This is a genomic window from Hymenobacter rubidus (assembly GCF_016734815.1).
Lineage (GTDB): Bacteria > Bacteroidota > Bacteroidia > Cytophagales > Hymenobacteraceae > Hymenobacter > Hymenobacter rubidus.
Window position 1 is genome coordinate 83090 of the sequence record NZ_JAERQF010000007.1, and the last position, 19198, is coordinate 102287.

At 57.6% G+C, this 19198-nt stretch carries 19 protein-coding genes and 1 tRNA gene; 10 read left to right on the plus strand and 10 right to left on the minus strand.

The window, feature by feature from the left end; genetic code table 11:
- The first annotated feature begins 32 nt into the window (after window positions 1-32).
- Complete coding sequence (locus JKL48_RS07315; protein WP_201980694.1) at window positions 33-263, plus strand: hypothetical protein; 231 nt, start codon at window positions 33-35, stop codon at window positions 261-263.
- A 164-nt stretch (window positions 264-427) separates the two neighbouring features.
- Here the strand turns inward: JKL48_RS07315 and JKL48_RS07320 are convergent, their stop codons facing one another.
- Window positions 428-856 carry a hypothetical protein gene (locus tag JKL48_RS07320; protein ID WP_201980695.1) on the minus strand — a complete coding sequence of 143 codons (429 nt, stop codon included), beginning with the start codon at window positions 854-856 and terminating at the stop codon, window positions 428-430.
- A gap of 67 nt (window positions 857-923) precedes the next feature.
- Window positions 924-3953 carry a CheR family methyltransferase gene (locus JKL48_RS07325; protein ID WP_201980697.1) on the minus strand — a complete coding sequence of 1010 codons (3030 nt, stop codon included), beginning with the start codon at window positions 3951-3953 and terminating at the stop codon, window positions 924-926.
- 181 nt (window positions 3954-4134) lie between these two features.
- Between JKL48_RS07325 and JKL48_RS07330 the strand changes: the two genes are divergently transcribed.
- The 4 genes from JKL48_RS07330 (at window position 4135) to JKL48_RS07345 (ending at window position 8000) form a co-directional block, all read left to right on the plus strand.
- A complete protein-coding gene (locus JKL48_RS07330; protein WP_201980698.1) occupies window positions 4135-4455 on the plus strand; it encodes a hypothetical protein in 321 nt (106 codons plus the stop codon).
- Between the two features lie 341 nt (window positions 4456-4796).
- Window positions 4797-5843 carry a hypothetical protein gene (locus JKL48_RS07335; RefSeq protein WP_201980699.1) on the plus strand — a complete coding sequence of 349 codons (1047 nt, stop codon included), beginning with the start codon at window positions 4797-4799 and terminating at the stop codon, window positions 5841-5843.
- Window positions 5844-5933: 90 nt separating this feature from the next.
- Window positions 5934-6302, plus strand: a complete 369-nt coding sequence (locus tag JKL48_RS07340) for a hypothetical protein (protein ID WP_201980707.1) — start codon at window positions 5934-5936, stop codon at window positions 6300-6302.
- A 48-nt stretch (window positions 6303-6350) separates the two neighbouring features.
- Complete coding sequence (locus tag JKL48_RS07345; protein ID WP_201980710.1) at window positions 6351-8000, plus strand: sensor histidine kinase; 1650 nt, start codon at window positions 6351-6353, stop codon at window positions 7998-8000.
- A gap of 131 nt (window positions 8001-8131) precedes the next feature.
- Here the strand turns inward: JKL48_RS07345 and JKL48_RS07350 are convergent, their stop codons facing one another.
- Both JKL48_RS07350 and JKL48_RS07355 read right to left on the minus strand, forming a co-directional pair.
- The gene (locus JKL48_RS07350; protein WP_201980713.1) at window positions 8132-8425 is read right to left on the minus strand and encodes a hypothetical protein; all 294 of its coding nucleotides are present in this window, start codon (window positions 8423-8425) and stop codon (window positions 8132-8134) included.
- A gap of 87 nt (window positions 8426-8512) precedes the next feature.
- Window positions 8513-8869 carry an STAS domain-containing protein gene (locus tag JKL48_RS07355; RefSeq protein WP_201980717.1) on the minus strand — a complete coding sequence of 119 codons (357 nt, stop codon included), beginning with the start codon at window positions 8867-8869 and terminating at the stop codon, window positions 8513-8515.
- 2 nt (window positions 8870-8871) lie between these two features.
- On the opposite strand from JKL48_RS07355, the gene JKL48_RS07360 reads away from it, so the two are divergent.
- The 3 genes from JKL48_RS07360 (at window position 8872) to JKL48_RS07370 (ending at window position 12522) form a co-directional block, all read left to right on the plus strand.
- Entirely contained in the window at window positions 8872-9267 is a 396-nt protein-coding gene (locus JKL48_RS07360) for a hypothetical protein (RefSeq protein ID WP_201980720.1), read from the plus strand.
- A 441-nt stretch (window positions 9268-9708) separates the two neighbouring features.
- Window positions 9709-11496, plus strand: coding sequence for an ABC transporter ATP-binding protein (locus JKL48_RS07365; protein ID WP_201980724.1), 1788 nt, complete (start codon window positions 9709-9711; stop codon window positions 11494-11496).
- Between the two features lie 123 nt (window positions 11497-11619).
- Window positions 11620-12522 (plus strand): ADP-ribosylglycohydrolase family protein, encoded by a 903-nt coding sequence (locus tag JKL48_RS07370; RefSeq protein ID WP_201980726.1) that lies wholly within the window; start codon window positions 11620-11622, stop codon window positions 12520-12522.
- Between the two features lie 33 nt (window positions 12523-12555).
- Here JKL48_RS07370 and JKL48_RS07375 read toward each other — a convergent pair whose 3' ends face one another.
- Together JKL48_RS07375 and JKL48_RS07380 are read right to left on the minus strand one after the other, a co-directional pair.
- The gene (locus tag JKL48_RS07375) at window positions 12556-13389 is read right to left on the minus strand and encodes a polyphosphate kinase 2 family protein (RefSeq protein ID WP_201980729.1); all 834 of its coding nucleotides are present in this window, start codon (window positions 13387-13389) and stop codon (window positions 12556-12558) included.
- 44 nt (window positions 13390-13433) lie between these two features.
- Complete coding sequence (locus JKL48_RS07380) at window positions 13434-14162, minus strand: VIT1/CCC1 transporter family protein (protein ID WP_201980732.1); 729 nt, start codon at window positions 14160-14162, stop codon at window positions 13434-13436.
- Between the two features lie 116 nt (window positions 14163-14278).
- Between JKL48_RS07380 and JKL48_RS07385 the strand changes: the two genes are divergently transcribed.
- Complete coding sequence (locus JKL48_RS07385) at window positions 14279-14989, plus strand: Dps family protein (protein WP_201980734.1); 711 nt, start codon at window positions 14279-14281, stop codon at window positions 14987-14989.
- Window positions 14990-15092: 103 nt separating this feature from the next.
- On the opposite strand, the gene JKL48_RS07390 is transcribed toward JKL48_RS07385, so the two are convergent.
- Entirely contained in the window at window positions 15093-15512 is a 420-nt protein-coding gene (locus JKL48_RS07390; protein ID WP_317191903.1) for a low affinity iron permease family protein, read from the minus strand.
- Between the two features lie 242 nt (window positions 15513-15754).
- Between JKL48_RS07390 and JKL48_RS07395 the strand changes: the two genes are divergently transcribed.
- Window positions 15755-15836 (plus strand) — tRNA-Leu (locus JKL48_RS07395).
- A 221-nt stretch (window positions 15837-16057) separates the two neighbouring features.
- On the opposite strand, the gene JKL48_RS07400 is transcribed toward JKL48_RS07395, so the two are convergent.
- The 3 genes from JKL48_RS07400 to JKL48_RS07410 all read right to left on the minus strand — a co-directional run bounded on the left by JKL48_RS07400 (window position 16058) and on the right by JKL48_RS07410 (window position 19150).
- Window positions 16058-17674 carry an NFACT RNA binding domain-containing protein gene (locus JKL48_RS07400; RefSeq protein ID WP_201980745.1) on the minus strand — a complete coding sequence of 539 codons (1617 nt, stop codon included), beginning with the start codon at window positions 17672-17674 and terminating at the stop codon, window positions 16058-16060.
- A 233-nt stretch (window positions 17675-17907) separates the two neighbouring features.
- On the minus strand, window positions 17908-18675 hold the full coding sequence (locus tag JKL48_RS07405; RefSeq protein ID WP_201980748.1) for an MBL fold metallo-hydrolase: 768 nt from the start codon (window positions 18673-18675) through the stop codon (window positions 17908-17910).
- A gap of 88 nt (window positions 18676-18763) precedes the next feature.
- Window positions 18764-19150, minus strand: a complete 387-nt coding sequence (locus tag JKL48_RS07410) for a response regulator (RefSeq protein ID WP_201980750.1) — start codon at window positions 19148-19150, stop codon at window positions 18764-18766.
- Between the last annotated feature and the right edge of the window lie 48 nt (window positions 19151-19198).

A 19198-nucleotide genomic window follows, 5' to 3' on the forward strand; every position in this document is an offset into this window, starting at 1 on the left:
CATCCCTCCTATTCCACTGTCCCGTTATTCGCATGTCGTACGACCCACGTTTTGGGCCTGCTGCCCAAACACCGGTTCAGCGGGCCAACGTACTCCGTCAGCTCCTCACCACCTACCCCAAGCTGGGGGCTGCTACCCCGGCCCTGGCCCAGCAGCTTTTTGCCAGCTACGTAGCCGGCGAGCTGAGCTGGTGCGACGTGCGCCGCGCCCTGGATGGGGCCACGCCCGAACAGGCCCCCAAGCCCCTGCGCATGGGGGCGTAGCCGGCCACAGTATGCAGGCCGTGCTGCTGAGCACAGCCGAAGCATTTCTACCGCGCCGTTTGTCATCCTGCGCGGCGCGCAGGATGACAAACGCCGCAAAAACTCCCTTTCCCCACAGTTGCATTACGGCGTTCAACACGATTCAAATTACGCCTGCACCGGCCCTAAGCCTCCTTGTCGGGCTGGGCCAGCAGCCAGCGCATGGCCTCGCCCTCGTCGGTGAAGGTGCGCAGGCTGAACGCGTGGCCAGGGGCGTAGGCGGCTTCCATCACGGCGCGCAGGTCGGCTTCGGCCCGCAGGTGCTCGGCGCGGGCGGGTGGCACCAGAAAAGCCAGGCTAAGGCGGGCCGGCCGCACCAGACCGGCGGCGCGGGGCAGCCAGTCGGTGGTGACCCAACGGGCGGCGGTGGCATCGGTGGTGGGGCGGCGGCGCACATCGAATAGCCAGCGCGGGGTGCGCGGAGCATCCGGGGCGTGCAGCAAGGCCTCGTACTCGACCGGCGTTGTGGCCAATTCCGAGGCCGTGAGCCAGCGGCAGGTAAACACGTTCAAATCGGGCCGGAAGCTGAGTTGAAGCGAGAGCGATGCAAACATGGCGGGGAAAGAAGGCGAAGGCCAAATCTACGCCCCGGCGCGGAATGGCGTCCGTAACGACCTCTCCCTACTTGGTCACTTCCACGCCCAGCAGCAGGCGGCCCGTCTGGCTGCCGTGGCTGGTGATGGCCCGGCCGTAGAGCCGCAGCTCGCGGTGCCTGGCGCCCGGGAACTCGGCCGTGAAAGGCAGGTTCTCAAACGCCTTGTCGGGGTGGCGCAGCACCTCGTCGAGGCGCTGGCGCAGCTCGGTTTGCTGCCACGCGCCGCCGTCCAGCTCCCGCAGGGCCTGGCCCTTGGCCGCGGACGCATCCAGCCCGAACAGCTCGGCGAAGGCCCGGCTCATGGCCAGTATCCGCTGGCCGGCGTCGAGCACCAGCAGCGGCTCGCGCAGGGTTTCCACAATGCTTTCGGCCATGCGGGTGCTTTCCTGCAGCTGGGCTTCGAGGGTTTTGAGGTCGGTGATGTCGGTGAAAGTGATGACGGCCCCGCTGATGTAGTTGTCGAGGGTGCGGTAGGGCAAGATGCGCATGGCGTACCACTCGCCGTGCGTGGTCTGGATGTTGGCCTCCACGGTCACCAGGCGGTCGAGCACCTGCTGCACGTCCTGGGCCAGGGTTTCGTGGCGCAGGGTGTTGGCAAAGTGCGTGATGGGCCGGCCCACGTCGGCGGGCAGCAGGCTCACAATGCGGTGCACCGGCGGCGTGAAGCGCTTTATCACCATGTCGTTGTCCAGGAAAATGGTGGCTATTTCCGTGGCATCGAGCAGGTTTTTCATGTCGTTGGCGGCCTGGCCCAGCTCCTCGGTTTTGCTCAGGTACTGCATGTTGAGGGTCATCAGCTCCTCGTTCAGGCTCTGCATTTCCTCCTTGTTGGTCATGGCCTCCTCGTTGGTGCTTTGCAGCTCCTCGTTGGCGCTTTGCAGTTCTTCGTTGGTGCTTTTCAGTTCCTCCACGCTGCTTTCCATCTCCTCAATGGTGGTCTGGAGGCGGTGCTTGGTGTACTGCAGCTCCTTTTCCAGGGCCTGCGCCTGGGCGTCGGGGCTGTCGGCGCGCCCGGTTTTGCCGCGGCGCACCTTGCGGGACGTGGGCTGGTCTTCAAACACCACCAGCAGCAGGCCGGCCAGCTGCTCGCTCTCTTCCAGGGGCTTCACCGTGAGGCGAATGAGCTGCACGCCGCTGTCGAGGTGCAGCTTCACGCCTTCAACCGTCACGTCCTGGCGGGTGGCGGTGGCTTTGTGCACGGCCTCGCTCAGCTCGTAGTTCAGCTCTTCGCGGGCCATGTCGAAGATGTTCATGCCGCTGAGACCGGGGGCGGGCTCCAGGTAGCGGCCGGTGCGGCCGTTCACGTACAGGATTTCGCCTTTGGCATTAATCACCACCGCGGGCGGCGTGTAGTGGCGCAGCAGCAGGCGCTGCACCAAGGTGGCAAACGCGCCTTCTTTGCGCGAAGAGCTTGAACTCATGGAATCGGAAGCGGGAGCGGGTGTGGGAGAAGCATGCTGCCGGGCCAGGGCAAACGGAAAACTAGCCACCCGCGCCACCGAGGACGGGGTTTCGGTGCGGCGCGAGATTTTCCACTTCACGTCCAGGGCCTGAAACAGGTCCTGCGAGCCGGTCAGGTTTTCGCTGGGGCCCAAAAACAGCACCCCGCCGGGGTTGAGGGCGTAATGGAAAATGGGAATGAGGTTTTTTTGCAGCTCCGCGCTCAGGTAAATGAGCAGGTTGCGGCACACCAGCAGGTCGAGCTTGGTGAAGGGCGCGTCCTTGTTCAGGTCGTGCACGGCAAACACCACCACGTCGCGCACTTCCTTCTTGATGCGGTAGCCCTGCTCGCTTTTGGTGAAGAAGCGCCGCAGCCGCTCGGGGCTCACGTCGGCCACAATGTTGTCGGCATACAGCCCAACGCGGGCGAAGTCAATGGCCTCGGCGTTGATGTCGGTGGCGAAAATCTGGACGTTGAGGTACTTCGAGCGTTCCACGCCGTCGAGGCATTCCAGCAGCGTCATGGCCAGCGAGTAGGCTTCCTCGCCAGTAGAGCAGCCCGGCGCCCACGCCCGCACGGTGCTGTCGGCGGGTTTCTGGCGCAGCAGGGGCAGCAGCCGCTGCCGCAGGTGCTCAAACGCCTCCCGGTCGCGGAAAAACTTGGTCACCCCAATCAGCAGCTCCTTGAACAGGGCCTCCACCTCCAGCGGCGTTTCCTGCAGAAACCGCACGTACTGGGTAAACTCCCGAATCTGGTGCGCATTCATGCGCCGCTCAATGCGCCGAAACACCGTGTTGCGCTTATAAAACGAAAAGTCGTGCCCGGTCTGGGCCCGGATGAGGTGAAAGATTTTCTGGAGCGCGTGGGCGGGCTTGGCCACGCTTTCGGGTTCTTCGCGGCGGGGGCGGGTATCGGGGTGGCGCACGTATTCCAGGAGCTTGGCCGGCAGCTCTTCCGCCGGCAGCACGTAGTCCACAAACTCGGTGGCCAGGGCCGCGCGCGGCATGGCGTCGAACTCGGCCGTTTCGGGGGCCTGCACCATCACCATCCCAAAATTTTCCATCACCATTTTCAGGCCCAGGCTGCCGTCGGCACCCAGCCCCGAGCACACCACGCACACGGCCCGCTCGCGCACATCCTTGGCCATGCTCTGGAAAAAGAAATCGATGGGCAGCCGGCGGCCCGGCGCCTGCGTGGGCGCAAACAGCAGCAGCATGCCGTGCAAAATGCTCATGTCGCGGTTCGGCGGAATCACGTACACGTGGTTGGGGCGCACGCGCAGGCCATCGGAGGCTTCCAGCACCGGCATCTGGGTGAAGTGCTGAAGCACCTGGGCCAGCTCCGAATCCTGGTCGGGCGAAAGATGCGTCACCACCACAAACGCGGCCCCGCTGTCGGCGGGCATGGCCTGAAAAAACCGCTCAAAGGCCACCAGCGAGCCGGCCGAGCCGCCCAGGCCCACCAGCGGAAACTTGTCGGCGGCGTCTTCGGCGTGGGCCGCTTCGCGCAACAGCGTGGGCGTGAGGGGCTCATCGGCATCGCGCGGCATGTCTCCGGCGGGCGTGATGGAAATGGCGGGCTCCTCGGCGGCGGACAGGATTTCGTTGGGGTTCATGGAATGGAAAACGGCAGAATGACCGATGGGGCGCCGTTACTACGCAGTGGACGCGTTGTGCCCGCGGCGGGGCACAAAAACGAGGGGCGACAGTCGTCAACAAAATTACCCGCAAAAGGCCCGGACGCTTCACCCCGCCCTGTAAATTCGCGCAACCCGTTTCGGCTCCTTTCCCTTCCCAATGCCTGCTCCTTCGCACCTCATCGTCATTGCCACGTCTGCTGGTGGCGTGCCGGCCCTGGTTCAGCTCGGCAACCTGTGGCAGGCAAACGAAGGCCGCGTGCTGCGCTTCCGCTGCCACACCGGCCACGCCCGAAGACGAAAAGCCACGCTCGCGCATCACATCAAGCCCAGGGACAAGGCACTCCGTTTCCGGGGTTCGTCGGCCGAGCCGGCGTGTGCATTGCACAACGGCAACGGCTCAATAAGTTGCCGCTGCAAACCAATTCAGGTGAATCGCATTTTTTCCGGCTACCCTTTCGCTTGCACTCAGCCAAGGTAGCGGCATGACACGGCATTTAGGCAAGCACAACGCCAATTGGCAAATTACACCCACAAAGTATGAACAAATAAAGTATATTTGTGAGCGTTCCTATAAAAATTAAACCTACTTTTTCACAAGGCAGAAATTAGTATTTAAATAGGAATATCGCAGTCTCTGAATAGACTTGCCATTTAATTCGTACTTCATCCACTGCTTATACAGCCGCCGTTATTTCATGCGGATAAATGAAGTAGCCTAAACAGTCCGCAACCACTTGGATTGGGAATCCAGAAAAGGAAATTTATTTCTTCGCTTTTTGAACCCTCACGCCATAGCAGCTAGCAAATGAGGAACAACGCATGAAAAATACGAAATACACACGAGTTGTTTTCCTACTATCTGGTTTGCTGCTGTGCTCAATGCAGCATGCGGCAGCCCAGCGCACGCAAATTAAAGGATTTGTAGATGTGTCTTCTTATTACCAAAAGGGCAAGCTAAACTTTGGTCTTGGCGAACAAGACTTGTTTATCACCTCCGAGATAAGTGAGCGACTCTCATTTCTGGGCGAAACCGTTTTTAAATATTCGCCGGAGTCTTCTACTGATTTTGATATCAGCATCGAGCGCATCATTTTGAAATACAATTATGCGGGCAACCACAGCGTATTAATCGGAAAGCACCACACCCCCATCAATTACTGGAACGATACCTACCACCACGGCCGGGTGTTTTTTCCAACCATTGACCGGCCGCTGCTCTTTGCGCAGGGCTTTATTCCGCTTCATACCACGGGCATGAGCTTGCAGGGGCAGAACCTCGGCCAGGTCCGGTTTGGCTACGATGTGATGGTAGGCAACGGACTCGGGTCAGGCGATACCGGTGATAATGACCTGTTTAAGTCGCTCACCCTTGCCATGCACATAAAGCCCAAGGATGGCTTGCGCGTTGGGGCTTCGCTCTACCACGACGTTATTTCCAAAGGAAGCGTGGTGCATAATCACTCTACCGGCACCACGCTAGTGGCGCACAACAAGATAGACCAGAACATTCTAACGGGTTCGGTTTCGTACACCGATTCCGTTTTTACGAAACGATTTGAATTGCTGGCGGAAAGCAGCCTGGCCTTCAATAAATCGGACAGTTTGGGGGTGCAAAACGCAGTGGCCTCTTATGCTTACGCCGGCCTGCGGCTTACCGACAAGTTTATCCCGTATGTACGGGTTGACGACATCCGCTACCGTAACAACGAGGTGTATTTCGCAAATAACAATATTCAGTCATTCGTGGGCGGTCTACGATACGAATTGAACTACCTGGCGGTGTTTAAGCTTGAATACCAGCGCTCAAAAAGTCAAAAATCTGATGTCGCAGATAAAATAATTTTTCAGGTAGCAGTAGGCTTTTAAAATAACACGTGTATGGCTTGGGTTTGTCGGTTTATTTTCTTCGTTTTCACCATTAGTATAGCCTGCTATTTGCCAGCACGTTCGCAAGACATGAACCTGGTGGTAATTGGTAACAGCAAAGGTGTGCCCTCTGAGATGAAGATGGTCCAGCTGAAATCAACGATGCGGGGGGAGAAATTGCGCTGGCCGGATGGCAGCAAAGTGACCATTGCCCTCCTCAAAAGCAACACGCCCATTGGGGTAAATACCAGCAAAAAGATTTACAACATGAGCGCAAATGATTTAAATAAATACTGGCTTGCGCTGGTTTTTCAGGGCAAAGCAGATGCGCCCAACTTCTTCAACTCCGAAGCCGAACTGGAAGAGTTTGTTTCGCAGACAAATGGGGCCATTGGGGTAGTCAATCAGCCTTCGGCCAACAGTAAAACCATTGTCATCGACGGGAAGAAATTCCTATAACTGCTAACTACCTTTTACCTAAGGTATACCACTAATCCATCCTCTCGCATGCTAATCAGGCTGTACAAGTTATTACTATCCCAGCATGCCATACCCGTACGCTTAACGGTCAAGACTAAAATATGGATGGCGGTAACAAGCATTGTACTGTTATTCTCTTTCTTCGTTCTATTTTATCTGCCCGCCATCCAGACACAGAACCTTCTGAACAACTTCAACAAGGAAGTTCAGAACCGGGCAAGCACCGTGGCGCTGGGGGTAAAAATTGCGATGACTGAACAGAATTTCCAGGGCGTTCAAACCGCCATGGATTTTGTTAAAAAAGACCCATTGCTAAAGTATGTGAGCTTGTTGCAGACCGACACGGTTCGGGATAAAAGCGGCAGCCGTTACCACGTAAACCGAACGGTTTTTAAAACCTACCCTGAGCAAAGAAAGATAGATGTCAACGCTGAATCAGACGATTCAACCGTTGTGAAGCGAGCGAGCTTCAGCACCCCGGTCATGAAAGGCGAAATCATGCTTGCTTTCTCCACTAGAGAGATTATCCAGAGCAAACGACAAATTCGCATCACCTCCCTTTTCTTTAGCTTTCTGGTATTTAGCGTGGGGATAATCATTGGCTTTGGCCTGGCCCGGAATATTTCCGTGCCCGTGCTGCAGCTTCGGGATGCCGCTACCCGCGTGGGCCGCGGCGACCTTACCCAGCGCGTGCTGAGCAGGTCGCGCGATGAAATTGGCGAGCTTGGGGTGGCCTTTAATAAGATGGTCAATGATTTATCGACGGCCCGCCAGGAATTAGAAGCCCGAACCGGCGAACTGATAACCGAAAAGAAAAAATCGGACGACTTATTGGAAGGCCTGAAGAAAACGCTTTTCGATTTGAAAGAAACCCAGGAACAGCTGATTCGTCAGGAGAAGCTGGCTTCCATCGGCCAGCTGACGAAAGGCTTGGTTGACCGGCTCCTTAATCCGCTAAACTACGTTAGCAATTTCGCGAATATATCGATTGAGCTCCTGGGGGAAAGCAAAGAACTGCTGGCGATTGACAAATATGCCTCCGATGAATACGTTCAGGAAGAGCTGATGCCCCTGCTTGCCATGGTTGAAACCAATACTGAAAAAATCAAAGAGCATGGCGTCAGCCTGACCCGGATAGTAAGGAGCATGAATAAGCTTCTACAAGTTAAATCCGACGTTTTTATCGCCACCAATCTAAATACCTTTCTTGAGAACCAGCTCATCTCCTATAAGACCGAAATAGACAAAACCTATAGCTACATTCCGCTGGAACTAATCAAATGCACCGAGCACCAAGACGTAACCGTAAGCATTTTACCTGCAGAAATGAGCTTGGTACTTTTCAGCCTGCTGAATAATGCCATGTATTCGGTGCACGAAAAATCTTTGGCCGACGCAAGCTTTAAGCCCAAGGTGACGGTTGAAACGTCCTTTTCCGACGATTTTATGGAGATACGAATTCAGGACAATGGGAAAGGAATTTCGGAGGTTGAGAAAAAACAGCTTTTCTCTCCGTTCTTCACCACAAAACCTACCTCCAGGGGCACCGGCTTGGGCTTATTTATCAGCCAGGATATTGTTCGGATACACAAAGGGAATATCTATGTTGACACAAAACTGGATTCCTTTACGGCATTTGTTATTACGCTGCCTCTGTCAACCTCGCCCGTCAGCTGATAATTCGAGAGCCCTTCCTGAGCATACCCAACCCCGGCAGTTGCCGGGCACGCATTGCGTGAGCGCCCAGGCGGGCACGCCGAAGCCCAACGGTTCCTACTCTTTCCGGGCTTGCGAAGGGGCGTTTGCGGTTAGCCTAACGCATCGGCGCTTGTTCCGGCGGCCGATGCCCGCCGCTGGAACAAGCGCCGGAAACTGTTGTGCTCCTGCGCGGTTTGCCGCCGGGCTTCGTCCATGGCGTGCGACAGGCTGGCTTCGCCCCGCACGTAGCGCTGGAAACAGGCCGTGGTTTCCGCATTAGCGGCGTTGCCGGCCTGGGCCTGAATGGCGAGCGTGTTCCGGGCCGTTTGCTGGCGCCGCATCCAGTGGGCGCGCTGATTGGCCGTGAGGTTTTCGGGTATCGGCACGAACGATAAAGTAGTCATTGGGCAATGCAGATAAAGGTGGGAAAAGGCAGGTGCAGGGGGGTAATCGTGATGCGCGGCAACGGCTGTTTGCAGCAGAAAGCTGCTTCAGGTTGTGGCACCGCGCCATCCGGCTTGTCGGGCGGCATCGAGCAGGGAGGGCACCATCACTGGCGCGGGCCCGAGTTCGTGGGCCAGCAGTTCCCGCTTCACGCAGTCGGGCACGTGCACCAGCACCAGTTGGGCGTGCTTTTGCTGTAGCTCGTGGTGGGAGGCCCACAACAGTCCGGCGGCCTCCTCCGATAGTGAGTTTAGCAGGCTGCAATCGACCCATACCGCGGGTTTGCCGCTGCGCTTGGCGCAATGCAGCGAGTGCGCCAGGGCGGCTTCTGGCGCATTGCTGGGGCTGGGAGCTAAAATCAGCAGGTAGCTTTCGGGCAATAATTCGTGGTAAACCGTAGTCATGGTTGGAAAGAAAGGCGTGGGAATTTAGAGAGGAGCTGCGAGGGGCACGGGAGCAACAGCTTGCGTTAGTGGCAGAACAAGCGGGGGAGAGCCTTTTTACCTGCCTCCACAAATTTAGCTTTTTCTATATGCTGAAGCTAGCGAATAAGTACGGGTTCTGCAGGGAGGAAATACGTAATTTTTACTTTCCACAATCCTATTTTGTTGCTCCGCTGGCCCTGCGCCTGTTGGCCTGCGCGCACTCGTGCCAGCAGGAAGGGGGCTTGCGTGAGCAGCACGCCGAGGCCGGCCGCAAGGGCGGCATAGCCAGCAAGGGCGGCAACCGCTATCCGGTAGCCAAAACATTCATCCCAACACAAGCCCGGTCAAGCAGTTGGCTCGGGCTTGCTGCACAATGAGCAACAGAGCATAAACAACAGCGGGCCAGCCAAACCCCACAGGGCCTGCTGGCTACGCCGGCCCCCGTTGGCTTGGTTGAGAAGCCAACGGAGGCCAGCTGCCACGGGGGCCGGTTCTCCACCACGAAGACCGGCGCCAATGGCGGCCCCGCTGCTCTGTGGGAGAAGCGGCTGGGTTGCCGGCGCAAATAAGGCTCCGCTTGGCGGGCAGCACAATCCGGGGCCGCCGGTATTTCTTTCTCCGGGCTGGCCCGGACTGCAGCCATGAAATAGCTGGCCTTGGTGCGCTTGCTGGCGGCTCTGTTCTTTTAGCCAATCACCGTAATTGCGTAACGGAGTGGCTGGTTTTTCTGATGCTCTTCGTGGCCAAGCCGAACCATTGCCGGCCGATTGGGTTAGCTTCACATTCGGTGGGTGCCACCGACTTTCCACTGCTTTTTTATGAAAATTCTCTACAGCTACCTGCGCAACTACTGGCCGCTGCTGGTGCTGGCCCTGGTGCTGGCTGCCGTCAACCAGATATTCTCGCTGCTCGACCCCTACCTGTTCCGTCGGCTGGTTGACCATTTTGTGCCCCGCAACAGCACTGTGCTGGGGCTGCGGCTGGTGCCGTTCGGGCCGTTTTTCCGGGAGGCCATCCCCTACATCGGCATGATGCTGGGCGTGGCCATGGTGTCGCGCATCGCCAAAAACTTTCAGGATTATTACGTCAACGTCATCACCCAGCGGCTAGGCGCCAAAATGTATTCCGACGGCCTGCGCCACTCGCTGGAGCTGCCTTACCAGGTGTTTGAGGACCAGCGCTCGGGCGAGACGCTGGGCAAGCTCCAGAAGGTGCGCATCGACGTAGAGAAGCTGATTCAGGCCTTCGTCAATGTGCTGTTTACAGCGTTGGTGGGCATTATTTTCGTGATGTGGTACGCCATTACGGTGTACTGGCCCATTGCGGTGGGCTATTTCCTCACCATTCCGCTGCTGGGCATCCTGAGCTTTGCCCTAAGCAAGCGCATCAAGGTCATTCAGAAGACCATTGTGGCCGAAACCACGGCCCTGGCCGGCTCTACCACCGAAAGCCTGCGCAACATTGAGCTCATCAAAAGCCTGGGCCTGGCCCAGCAGGAAACCGAGCGCCTGAACGGCATTACCGGCAAAATCCTGAAGCTGGAGCTGCGCAAGGTGCGCTACCTGCGCTCGCTGAGCTTCGTGCAGGGCACCTTCGTGAACCTGTTGCGCAACACCATCATCCTACTCCTGCTCTACCTGCGGGTGCAGAACCACATCAGCCTGGGCGAGTTTTTCTCGTTCTTCATCTACTCGTTTTCCATCTTCGGGCCCTTGCAGGAGCTGGGCGCCATTATCGGTATCTACCGCGAAACCGAGATTTCGCTGGGCAACTTCCAGACCATCCTCGACACGCCCAAGGACGTGAAGCCGGCCCACCCCAAGTCTGTCGCACACATCGACAACCTGGCCTTCGACCACGTCAGCTTCAAGCACCTCACGGCCAACAACCAGGCCCTGACCAATATTTCCTTCACCACCCAGCTGGGCCAGACCATTGCCTTCGTCGGCCCTTCCGGCTCGGGCAAAACCACGCTGGTGAAGCTGCTGGTGGGCCTCTACCCTCCCCTCTCCGGCCAAATTCTCTACAACGGCATTCCCGGCTCCGAAATCGACCTCGACGAATTGCGCGAGCAAATTGGCTTTGTGACGCAGGACACCCAGCTATTTGCCGGCACCATTCGCGAGAACCTGCGCTTCGTAGCGCCCCAGGCCACCGATGAGGAATGCCTCACCGCCCTGCGCCAAGCGGCAGCCGACACCCTGCTGGCCCGCGCGCCGCTGGGCCTCGATACGGTGATTGGCGAGGGCGGCGTGAAGGTGTCGGGCGGTGAAAAGCAGCGCCTCAGCATTGCCCGCGCCCTGCTCCGCAAGCCCACCCTCATGGTGTTCGACGAAGCCACTTCGGCCCTGGATTCGCTGACGGAGGAAGAAATCGGCAAGACGGTACGGGAGCTGTCCGGTTCGCGCCAGCACATGACCATTCTCATTGCCCACCGCCTGAGTACGATTCTGCACGCCGACCGCATTTTTGTGCTCGAGCGCGGCCACATTGCCGAACAAGGCCGCCACGAGGAATTGCTAACCCAAAAAGGCCTCTACTACGCCATGTGGCGCCAGCAGATTGGCGAGCGGAAGGAGGAGGAAACCAGCGCCGTATTGGCGTAGTTTCGGCAGGATTAGACAAGCTGCTACAGTGGAATGCTTGTCTGCTACAACACTCACAAATGAATTGTTACTTGGTCGATGAAAATCCAGATATCAGGTTAGTGTCGAGTAGAATTTTTCGCTATGATAAACGACACATTTGAAGCCTGTATACTTGGAGGAGCAATTGGTGACGCATGGGGAAGCAGTGTCGAAAATCAAGTTGTAGTTAATGACACTAAAACGTATTATTTAGGAGGCAAAGTATTAACGCCTGCAACTTGGTTCATAACTGATGATACTCAATTAACTTTAGCAACGTGCGAAGCATTAACAGAAGCTGATTTTAATCCAGAAATACTGGCCAAAAAGTTTCTAGAGTATTATAAGCAAAAAAAGATAACTGGTATTGGCACCAGTACTTTAAAAGCGATTTTGGACCTTAAGGCAGGAATCCATTGGACACTAGCAGGGCGCCAAGGAGCATACGCAGCAGGAAACGGCGCGGCAATGCGAATAGCACCATTTGCCTTTTATTCTGGCACAACAAGAGAAAACATCCTAGATGCTTGCAGAATCACGCACAGAAATGATGATGCTTATGTAGGGGCGCTAGCAGTTTATTTATCAATAAAAGCAATTATAAATCGTGATTGGGACGGAAGGACTAACCTCCTCGACCTCATTATTCCAGAACTCCCTGACACGAATGTGAAAGACAGAATGATTGAAATAAATAACTACCCTAAAAACACAACTATTTCAGACATAGCTAAGCTCGGGAACAATGGGTATGTAGTTAACTCGGTTCCATTCGCCATTTTCTCCGCAACAAAAATTCTTGAGTTAGGATTGACAAAATTGCTCCGGTCGATTATTGATACTCACGGTGACACTGACACAAATGCCTCTATTGCAGGGCAGATTTCAGGTGCACTAATAGGCATGAGTGGAATACCAAATCAATTAGTGGAAAAATTGAAATTCCTTCCTGATTACCTGTGGATTAAATCAACTATTGACAAAGCAAATACTAGTATTCATTAACACCATAGCTGTTAATTCACAGCTTTACAACAGCTACCCAATCACTTGCGCTTTCACGTCGAAATCCGGCTTGGGTGGCTGCGGGTTCATGGCTTCGAGCACGGCCACCACAATTTCGGTAATGGCCAAATCGCGGGCCCATTTGTGGTTGGCGGGCACCACAAACCACGGCGCATCGGACCGTGAGCAGTGTCGTACGGCGTCTTCGTAGGCGGCCTGGTAGTCGTCCCAGTAGGCGCGCTCCTTCAGGTCGTTGGGGTCAAACTTCCAGGTTTTGGCGGGGTCGTCGAGGCGGGCTTGCAGGCGCTCGGCCTGTTCTTCCTTCGAGATGTGCAGAAAAAACTTCAGGATGCAGGTGCCGCTGCTGGTTAGCAGCGCCTCGAAGTTATTGATGTGTTCGTAGCGCTCCTTGCACACGTCCTTGCTCACAAGGCCGTGCACGCGGGTTATGAGCACATCTTCGTAGTGCGAGCGGTTGAACACGCCGATGTGGCCTTTTTTGGGCGTCTGGGCGTGAATGCGCCAGAGAAAGTCATGGTTTAGCTCCTCCAGCGAGGGCGCTTTGAAGGTGGAAACCTGCACACCGGCCGGGTTTACCCCCGTGAGCAGGTTCTCGATGGCGCCGTCCTTGCCGCCCGTGTCCATGGCCTGAAAAACGAGCAGTAGGCTGCGCTTGTGCTCGGCATAGAGTAGCTCCTGCAACTGGCATAGGCGCTTACGGAGAGCCTCCAGGCGCGGCTGGGCCTTGTCCTTGCTGTCGTATTTGTGGCTCATCGGCTCCGTGGCATCGGGGTCTACATCGGCCAGCCGGAAGGACTTGTCTTCGACTTCTACAGCGGGGGTTTTGGGCAACTCTAATGTCTTCATGGGTGCAGGTGAGAATACTTATCCAGTGAGGGTTTGGCCGAGCTTTAGGCGCCGCCTACCAGCCGCGCAATGCCAAAGGCGGCGGCCGCAGCCAGGGCCCCTACCACGGCCATTTTCAGCGCGCCGGCTACGGGCGGCTGGCCCGTCAGGCGGCTTTTGAAGTAGCCGAACACCAACAGGCAAACCAAGGTAATGGCGGCCGACCACGCCAGCCCCTGGGCCGGCGTATCGGTAAGGAAATAGGCGCTGAGCGGAATCAGTCCGCCCACCGCATACGCCGCGCTGATGGTGAAGGCACTTTTAGGAGCCTGTTTGGGGTCGGGCTCTTCCAGGCCCAACTCATATTTCATCATGAATTTCACCCACTGCTCCGGGTCGGCGGTGAGCTCGGCCACGGCTTGGCGGCGCGTGTCGGCCGAAAGCCCCATATCGGCCAGCAGCTCATCAACTTCGGCGCGCTCTACTTCGGGCACCTCGCGCACCTCGCGGCGTTCGCGGGCCTGCTCCGACTGGTAGTGCTCCACTTCGGTGCGCCCGGCCAAGTAGCCGCCCAAGCCCATGGCAATGCTGCCCGCCACTATTTCGGCCAGCCCGGCCGTGATAACCAGGCCCGACGACGACACCGCCCCGCTCAGCCCGGCCGCCAACGCAAACGGCACGGTGAGGCCATCGGAAAGGCCAATGACGACATCCTGCAACATGGCGGAGCTGCTGAGGTGGTGCTCGGGGTGGAGGTCGCGCGGCAGCTCAGTGGTGGTAGTGGGCTCGGTCATGGACGGTTTTTTACGGTGTTGGGCTTAACTCAGCGAAGTGCTTTACGTACGCAGATTTAGATTTTTCGTCGCCGGACGACTTCGGTTTTTTTCTTCACTTCAAGTATTTCTCCCTTATGGCATCATCCGCCAAAGCCGCTGCTCCCAAAGCTGCGGCCACCAAAAAACCTGCCGCCGCCCCCAAAGCAGCAGCCCGCAGCAACGGCAAAAGCACCGCTAGCGCCAACACCGGGAAGGGCGCCGGTACCAACGCCGCCGTCGATATCCAGCCCGTGCTCAACCAGCAAAACCACGCGCCCGCCCCTACCCAGCGCTACGGCACCGTGAGCCAGCGCCTGCCCATTGGGCTGGACGAAAAAACCCGCCAGCAAAGCGTAGACGGCCTCAACCAGCTCCTGGCCGACACCATTACGCTGCGCGACATGTACAAGAAACACCATTGGCAAGTGGTGGGCCCCACGTTCTACCAGCTGCATCTGCTCTACGACAAGCACTACGAAGAGCAGTCGACCTTGGTGGATGCCATTGCCGAGCGCATTCAGATTCTGGGCGGCGTGGCCGTAGCCATGGCCCACGACGTAGCCGAGCTCAGCAGCATTCCCCGCGTGCCGCGCGACCGCGAAGAAGCGCCCGTACAGGTTTCGCGCCTGCTCGATGGCCACCAGCGCCTGCTGAAAAACTGCCACGACTACGCCGACAAAGCCGATGAAAACGGCGACGACGGCACCAACGACCTCATCGTAAGCCAGCTCATCCGCACCAACGAAATGCAGGTGTGGTTTGTGTCAGAGCACGTTGTCGACTCGCCCCTCATCCAGGCTAAGTAAGGCGGTGAGGTGCGAAATGGTGAGGTGGTGAGTTCGTTGTTTAGACTGCGCCAAATGCGCAACCCGAACAGCAAACTCACCACCTCGCCATTTCACACCTCACCTATTCCGAGTGGGCGGCCAGCTTTTCGTTGTGGTTGTCCTCGGCTTCCTCTACCGAATGCGTCTTGCCCAAGTCGTTATCCTGTTTAGCCATTTCGGCCAGCGCGCAATAGAAGTCGTGCAAGGTCCTGATTTCTTCTTCCGAAAAATCCTGGGCATTGATGAGGCGGTTGCTGGCGCCTCGCGTAGCAGCAATCAGCTCGTTTAGCTTGAGGTGAAGCACCAGTGAGTCCTTGTTCTGAGCCCGCTGAATAAGAAAAACCATCAAAAAGGTGATGATGGTAGTGCCCGTGTTGATGACCAGTTGCCAGGTTTCGGAGTAGTGAAACAATGGCCCCGTAATGCCCCATACCAGCACTATTCCCGCGGCAAGCACAAAAGCCATCGTAGAGCCTGAGAACTTGGTAATTTTCTCTGCCATGCGGCCAAAGAAGGAGCCAGGGACAGAATTTTCGGGTGAATTCATGGCAAATAGTAGGTAAAAGTGACCGAATGGTTCGTTCGTGCTTTACGGAAAGGCAAGGTAAATGATTGAATGATGGAGTCTTGGTGAAAAAGCAGGCGCCAGGGTTGTATAGCCCAAATTCACCGGCTATCTTTGCACCCGCTTCGCCGCCTCAGCGACGCCGGCCTCGGCCGAATTGCCCGGTTTGGTTGCCTTTTGCGCACGTGGTGAAACTGGTAGACACGCCATCTTGAGGGGGTGGTGCCTTCGGGTGTGGGAGTTCGAATCTCCCCGCGCGCACGCAAACGAAAAAGCCCGCTGTAAGCAATTACAGCGGGCTTTTTCGTTCCTTACTTGGACAAGACAGAAAGTACAGAAGTCCGGTCATGCAGAGCGTAGCGAAGCATCTCGCTTGTGCTAGTAATTCAATGGTATTGATTAGTGGTGGCACGCGAGATGCTTCGCTACGCTCTGCATGACCTGGCTTTTCTGCGCGAAACGGCACAGCACTTGCCCCGCCCTTACTCTCGCTCGAACGGGTTGCCGGGCTGCACCAGCACCACCCGTTCGCGCTCAACTACTACCTGGCCGGGCAGGGCGCCTTTGGGTTTGCGCACGTATTTTTTGGGCGTCACCGTCACGGGGCACAGCGTGTCGTGCTGCCGGCGCGAATACCAACCGGCCAGCTGCGCAGCGTGCTCTATCACGGGCTCGGGCACGGGCTGCCCCGCCCGCTGGCGAATCACAACGTGCGAGCCCGTCACGTCCTTGGCGTGTAGCCACAGGTCATCTTTGTGAGCATATTTCTGGGTGAGCAGGTCATTATTGGCAGCATTGCGGCCCACCAAAATGGTGAAGCCCCGGTCTTCAAACACCTTGAACGGCAGCTCCGTGGCGGCTTTAGCGGCTGTGGCCACGGGGTCGAGGTCGTGCTGCTTGCGCCAGGTGCGCAGGCTGCGCAGCTCGGCCAGCGCCGGTAGGGTGTCCAGCTCTTCCAAGCGCTCCAGGGCTGTCAGGGCTTCGGCTTCGCGGCGGGCGATGCGCTCGGAGAGCTGCCGTTCTTCAATCTGTTGATTTTTGCCTTTGCGGTAGAGGTTTTCGGCGGTGAGCTGCGGCTTTTCGGTGCGCTTCAGCTTGATGAGCTTGGGCTGATTGGTGTAAAAGTCAAGCACTTCTATCTCCGTGGCCCCGGCCGGAATCTCGTGCAGGTGCGCCATGATGAGGTCGGCGGTGTGGCGGTAACCAGCTTCGTGGGCCAGGGCGTGGAGGCGTTGCCGGGCATGGGCGGCAGCAGTACTGGCTTCGTCGGCGCGGCGCTCCAACAACTGGCGCAGCTGCTTGGTTTCCATTTCCAGCGCACGGCGCCCCAGGGCCATGGGCACGAAGCGACGCAGGGCCGCAATGGGGGCATCGCCGGGGAAGGTTTCCAGGATGTCGCCAAGGGGCAGCAGGCTCAGGCGGGTGCGGCCATCGAGCTGGATGATGTAGTAGTGCGCCGGCTTTTCCAGCTGCGCCAGCACCTGGTTTACCTGCCGGGTTTTGCTTTCGGACTGGGCAGTGTCGTAGCCGTGAGCGCGCAGGTAGCGCAACGGCAGGTCGGCGAGTGGCGGCGGGACCGCAGATTTAACGGATTTGACGGATTCTGCAGATTCTGGCGGCTTACTTTCTGCTTCTAAGGCGGCTGGTGCCGGCTGTGCGGACGGCGCTGACTGGGGGCGCAGGTCGGCATCGGCTAGCAGCTTTTGCTGGAAAAGCTGCGCGGGTGCATCGGGCGCGCGGCGGAAGATGGCGTTCGGGCGCGGGCCGTAGAGCTTGAACACCAGCCGGGCCCCGCTGTGAAAGTTCACCTGCAGCACCCGGTCCTGCGGCCAAGCGACTATGCTTTCAACTTGCTGGCCCAGCAGGTCAGGAAAAAGGTCAACTGAATTGGCGCGGGCGCGTTGGAATGTCTCGGGCAGGGCCAGCGCGGGGAAAGTGGCCCCCAACTGCGCCTTTAGCCAAAACTCTTTCGTGCCATTGGTGAGGCCGATGACCAGCTCGTCCTTTTCCTGCGTGAAGCACACGGCCACGCGGTAGCCCCGCAGCTGCTCGTTGAGCGCGGGAGCTAGCTGGCGCAGGAAGTAATAGTTGGTGTGCATGGATGTTAAAGCCCAGTAACCTTAAAAGCTTTTGAGCGGCTTGAGCAGCAAAAGCTCCATCAGATAGGGCCTAGACTTACCGACTACCGGTCGAAAAAGGACAAATCATGTTTAACGCAGAATTGGTCGTCGCCAGAACAATTCCCAAACGACCGTCGAACAACAACCGGTCGGACGCCTAGGGCGTCGGACCGGGCAGAGCCGACTTCCTAAACAGCTTTATGCCATATACGCTACACTTCCACCTTCAACCCGTCATACGCTAGGCGAATCCAGGATGGCAGTTCCGCCTCCACGTCGTGGTGGCGGCCCAGCTGGTGGCTGATGTGCGTGAGGTAGGCCCGCTTGGGCGCCGCCTCTTCCAGCACCTCCACGGCCTGAGCCAGCGTGAAGTGCGAGATATGTTCCTCGCGGCGCAGGGCGTTGAGCACTATTACGTCAGCGTCGCGGAGCTGGGCGCGGGTTTCGGGACCGAGGTGGTTGGCATCGGTGAGGTAGCAGAAGCCACCGAGGCGAAAGCCCAGCACCGGCAGCCGGTGGTGCAGGGCCCGGAGCGGCAGCACGGGCACACCCAGCACGTCGAACGGCTCATCGTCGCGCTCAATGGGGTGCAGGCGCACGCGGGGCACGCCGGGGTACTTGTGCTCGGCGAAGATGTAGGCAAACTCGTGCTGCAACTGCTGCAACACGCGCGGCTCGGCAAACACCGGCATGTCGGCCTGCTGCCGGAAGTTGAACGCCCGAATGTCGTCCAGCCCGGCGGTGTGGTCCTTGTGCTCGTGGGTGAAAAGCAGCGCATCGAGCTGCACAATACCGGCGCGCAGCATCTGCTGGCGGAAATCGGGGCCGGAATCAATCACCAGGCTGCGGCCGTCCACCACCACGTGCACCGACACGCGCAGCCGTTTGTCGCGGTGGTCGAGCGAGCGGCACACCTCGCAGGTGCAGCCAATCATGGGCACCCCGGAGGAAGTGCCGGTACCTAAGAACGTTACAACCATTTTTTAATGAAGAATGAAGAATGAGGAATGAAGAATTAGAAGCCGCGTGGGCAATTCTTCATTCCTCATTCTTCATTCCTCATTTTTTCTAGCCAACATACTGTTTCACCACGCGCACCAAGGCGTCGAAATCGAGGGGCTTGGGCAGGTAGTCGGTCACGCCGGCTTCGCGGAACTGGTCCATCGAATAGTTATTGGCGTTGCCGGTAATGGCAATGATGGGGAGCTTGTTGATTTTGGGGTCGGCGTGGGCCCGGATTTCGCGGGTGCACTGCATGCCGTCCTTCACCGGAATGTTGATGTCCATCAGCACGCAGTCAATGGGGTTGCTTTCCAATTGCTTCAGCACCTCGCCGCCATTCTTGGCCAGGACAATTTTATATTTCTGCAGCTCCAGAATTTTGCGGGTGAGGTTGAGAATTACCGAGCTGTCTTCGGCAATCAGAATGGTTTTCGACTGGGAATCGGCGGACATTGGCGGGGGGGTTTGGGTTGGGTTCATCGGGTAGACGGATAGGATGGA

Coding starts and splice junctions, on each gene's coding strand:
- JKL48_RS07410 (WP_201980750.1), bottom strand. CDS start 19,150: ATGTCCGCCGATTCCCAGTCGAAAACCATTCTGATTGCCGAAGACAGC.
- JKL48_RS07370 (WP_201980726.1), top strand. CDS start 11,620: ATGATAAACGACACATTTGAAGCCTGTATACTTGGAGGAGCAATTGGT.
- JKL48_RS07340 (WP_201980707.1), top strand. CDS start 5,934: ATGAACCTGGTGGTAATTGGTAACAGCAAAGGTGTGCCCTCTGAGATG.
- JKL48_RS07325 (WP_201980697.1), bottom strand. CDS start 3,953: ATGAACCCCAACGAAATCCTGTCCGCCGCCGAGGAGCCCGCCATTTCC.
- JKL48_RS07405 (WP_201980748.1), bottom strand. CDS start 18,675: ATGGTTGTAACGTTCTTAGGTACCGGCACTTCCTCCGGGGTGCCCATG.
- JKL48_RS07365 (WP_201980724.1), top strand. CDS start 9,709: ATGAAAATTCTCTACAGCTACCTGCGCAACTACTGGCCGCTGCTGGTG.
- JKL48_RS07320 (WP_201980695.1), bottom strand. CDS start 856: ATGTTTGCATCGCTCTCGCTTCAACTCAGCTTCCGGCCCGATTTGAAC.
- JKL48_RS07330 (WP_201980698.1), top strand. CDS start 4,135: ATGCCTGCTCCTTCGCACCTCATCGTCATTGCCACGTCTGCTGGTGGC.
- JKL48_RS07315 (WP_201980694.1), top strand. CDS start 33: ATGTCGTACGACCCACGTTTTGGGCCTGCTGCCCAAACACCGGTTCAG.
- JKL48_RS07350 (WP_201980713.1), bottom strand. CDS start 8,425: ATGACTACTTTATCGTTCGTGCCGATACCCGAAAACCTCACGGCCAAT.
- JKL48_RS07355 (WP_201980717.1), bottom strand. CDS start 8,869: ATGACTACGGTTTACCACGAATTATTGCCCGAAAGCTACCTGCTGATT.
- JKL48_RS07385 (WP_201980734.1), top strand. CDS start 14,279: ATGGCATCATCCGCCAAAGCCGCTGCTCCCAAAGCTGCGGCCACCAAA.
- JKL48_RS07400 (WP_201980745.1), bottom strand. CDS start 17,674: ATGCACACCAACTATTACTTCCTGCGCCAGCTAGCTCCCGCGCTCAAC.
- JKL48_RS07390 (WP_317191903.1), bottom strand. CDS start 15,512: ATGGCAGAGAAAATTACCAAGTTCTCAGGCTCTACGATGGCTTTTGTG.
- JKL48_RS07375 (WP_201980729.1), bottom strand. CDS start 13,389: ATGAAGACATTAGAGTTGCCCAAAACCCCCGCTGTAGAAGTCGAAGAC.
- JKL48_RS07345 (WP_201980710.1), top strand. CDS start 6,351: ATGCTAATCAGGCTGTACAAGTTATTACTATCCCAGCATGCCATACCC.
- JKL48_RS07335 (WP_201980699.1), top strand. CDS start 4,797: ATGAAAAATACGAAATACACACGAGTTGTTTTCCTACTATCTGGTTTG.
- JKL48_RS07380 (WP_201980732.1), bottom strand. CDS start 14,162: ATGACCGAGCCCACTACCACCACTGAGCTGCCGCGCGACCTCCACCCC.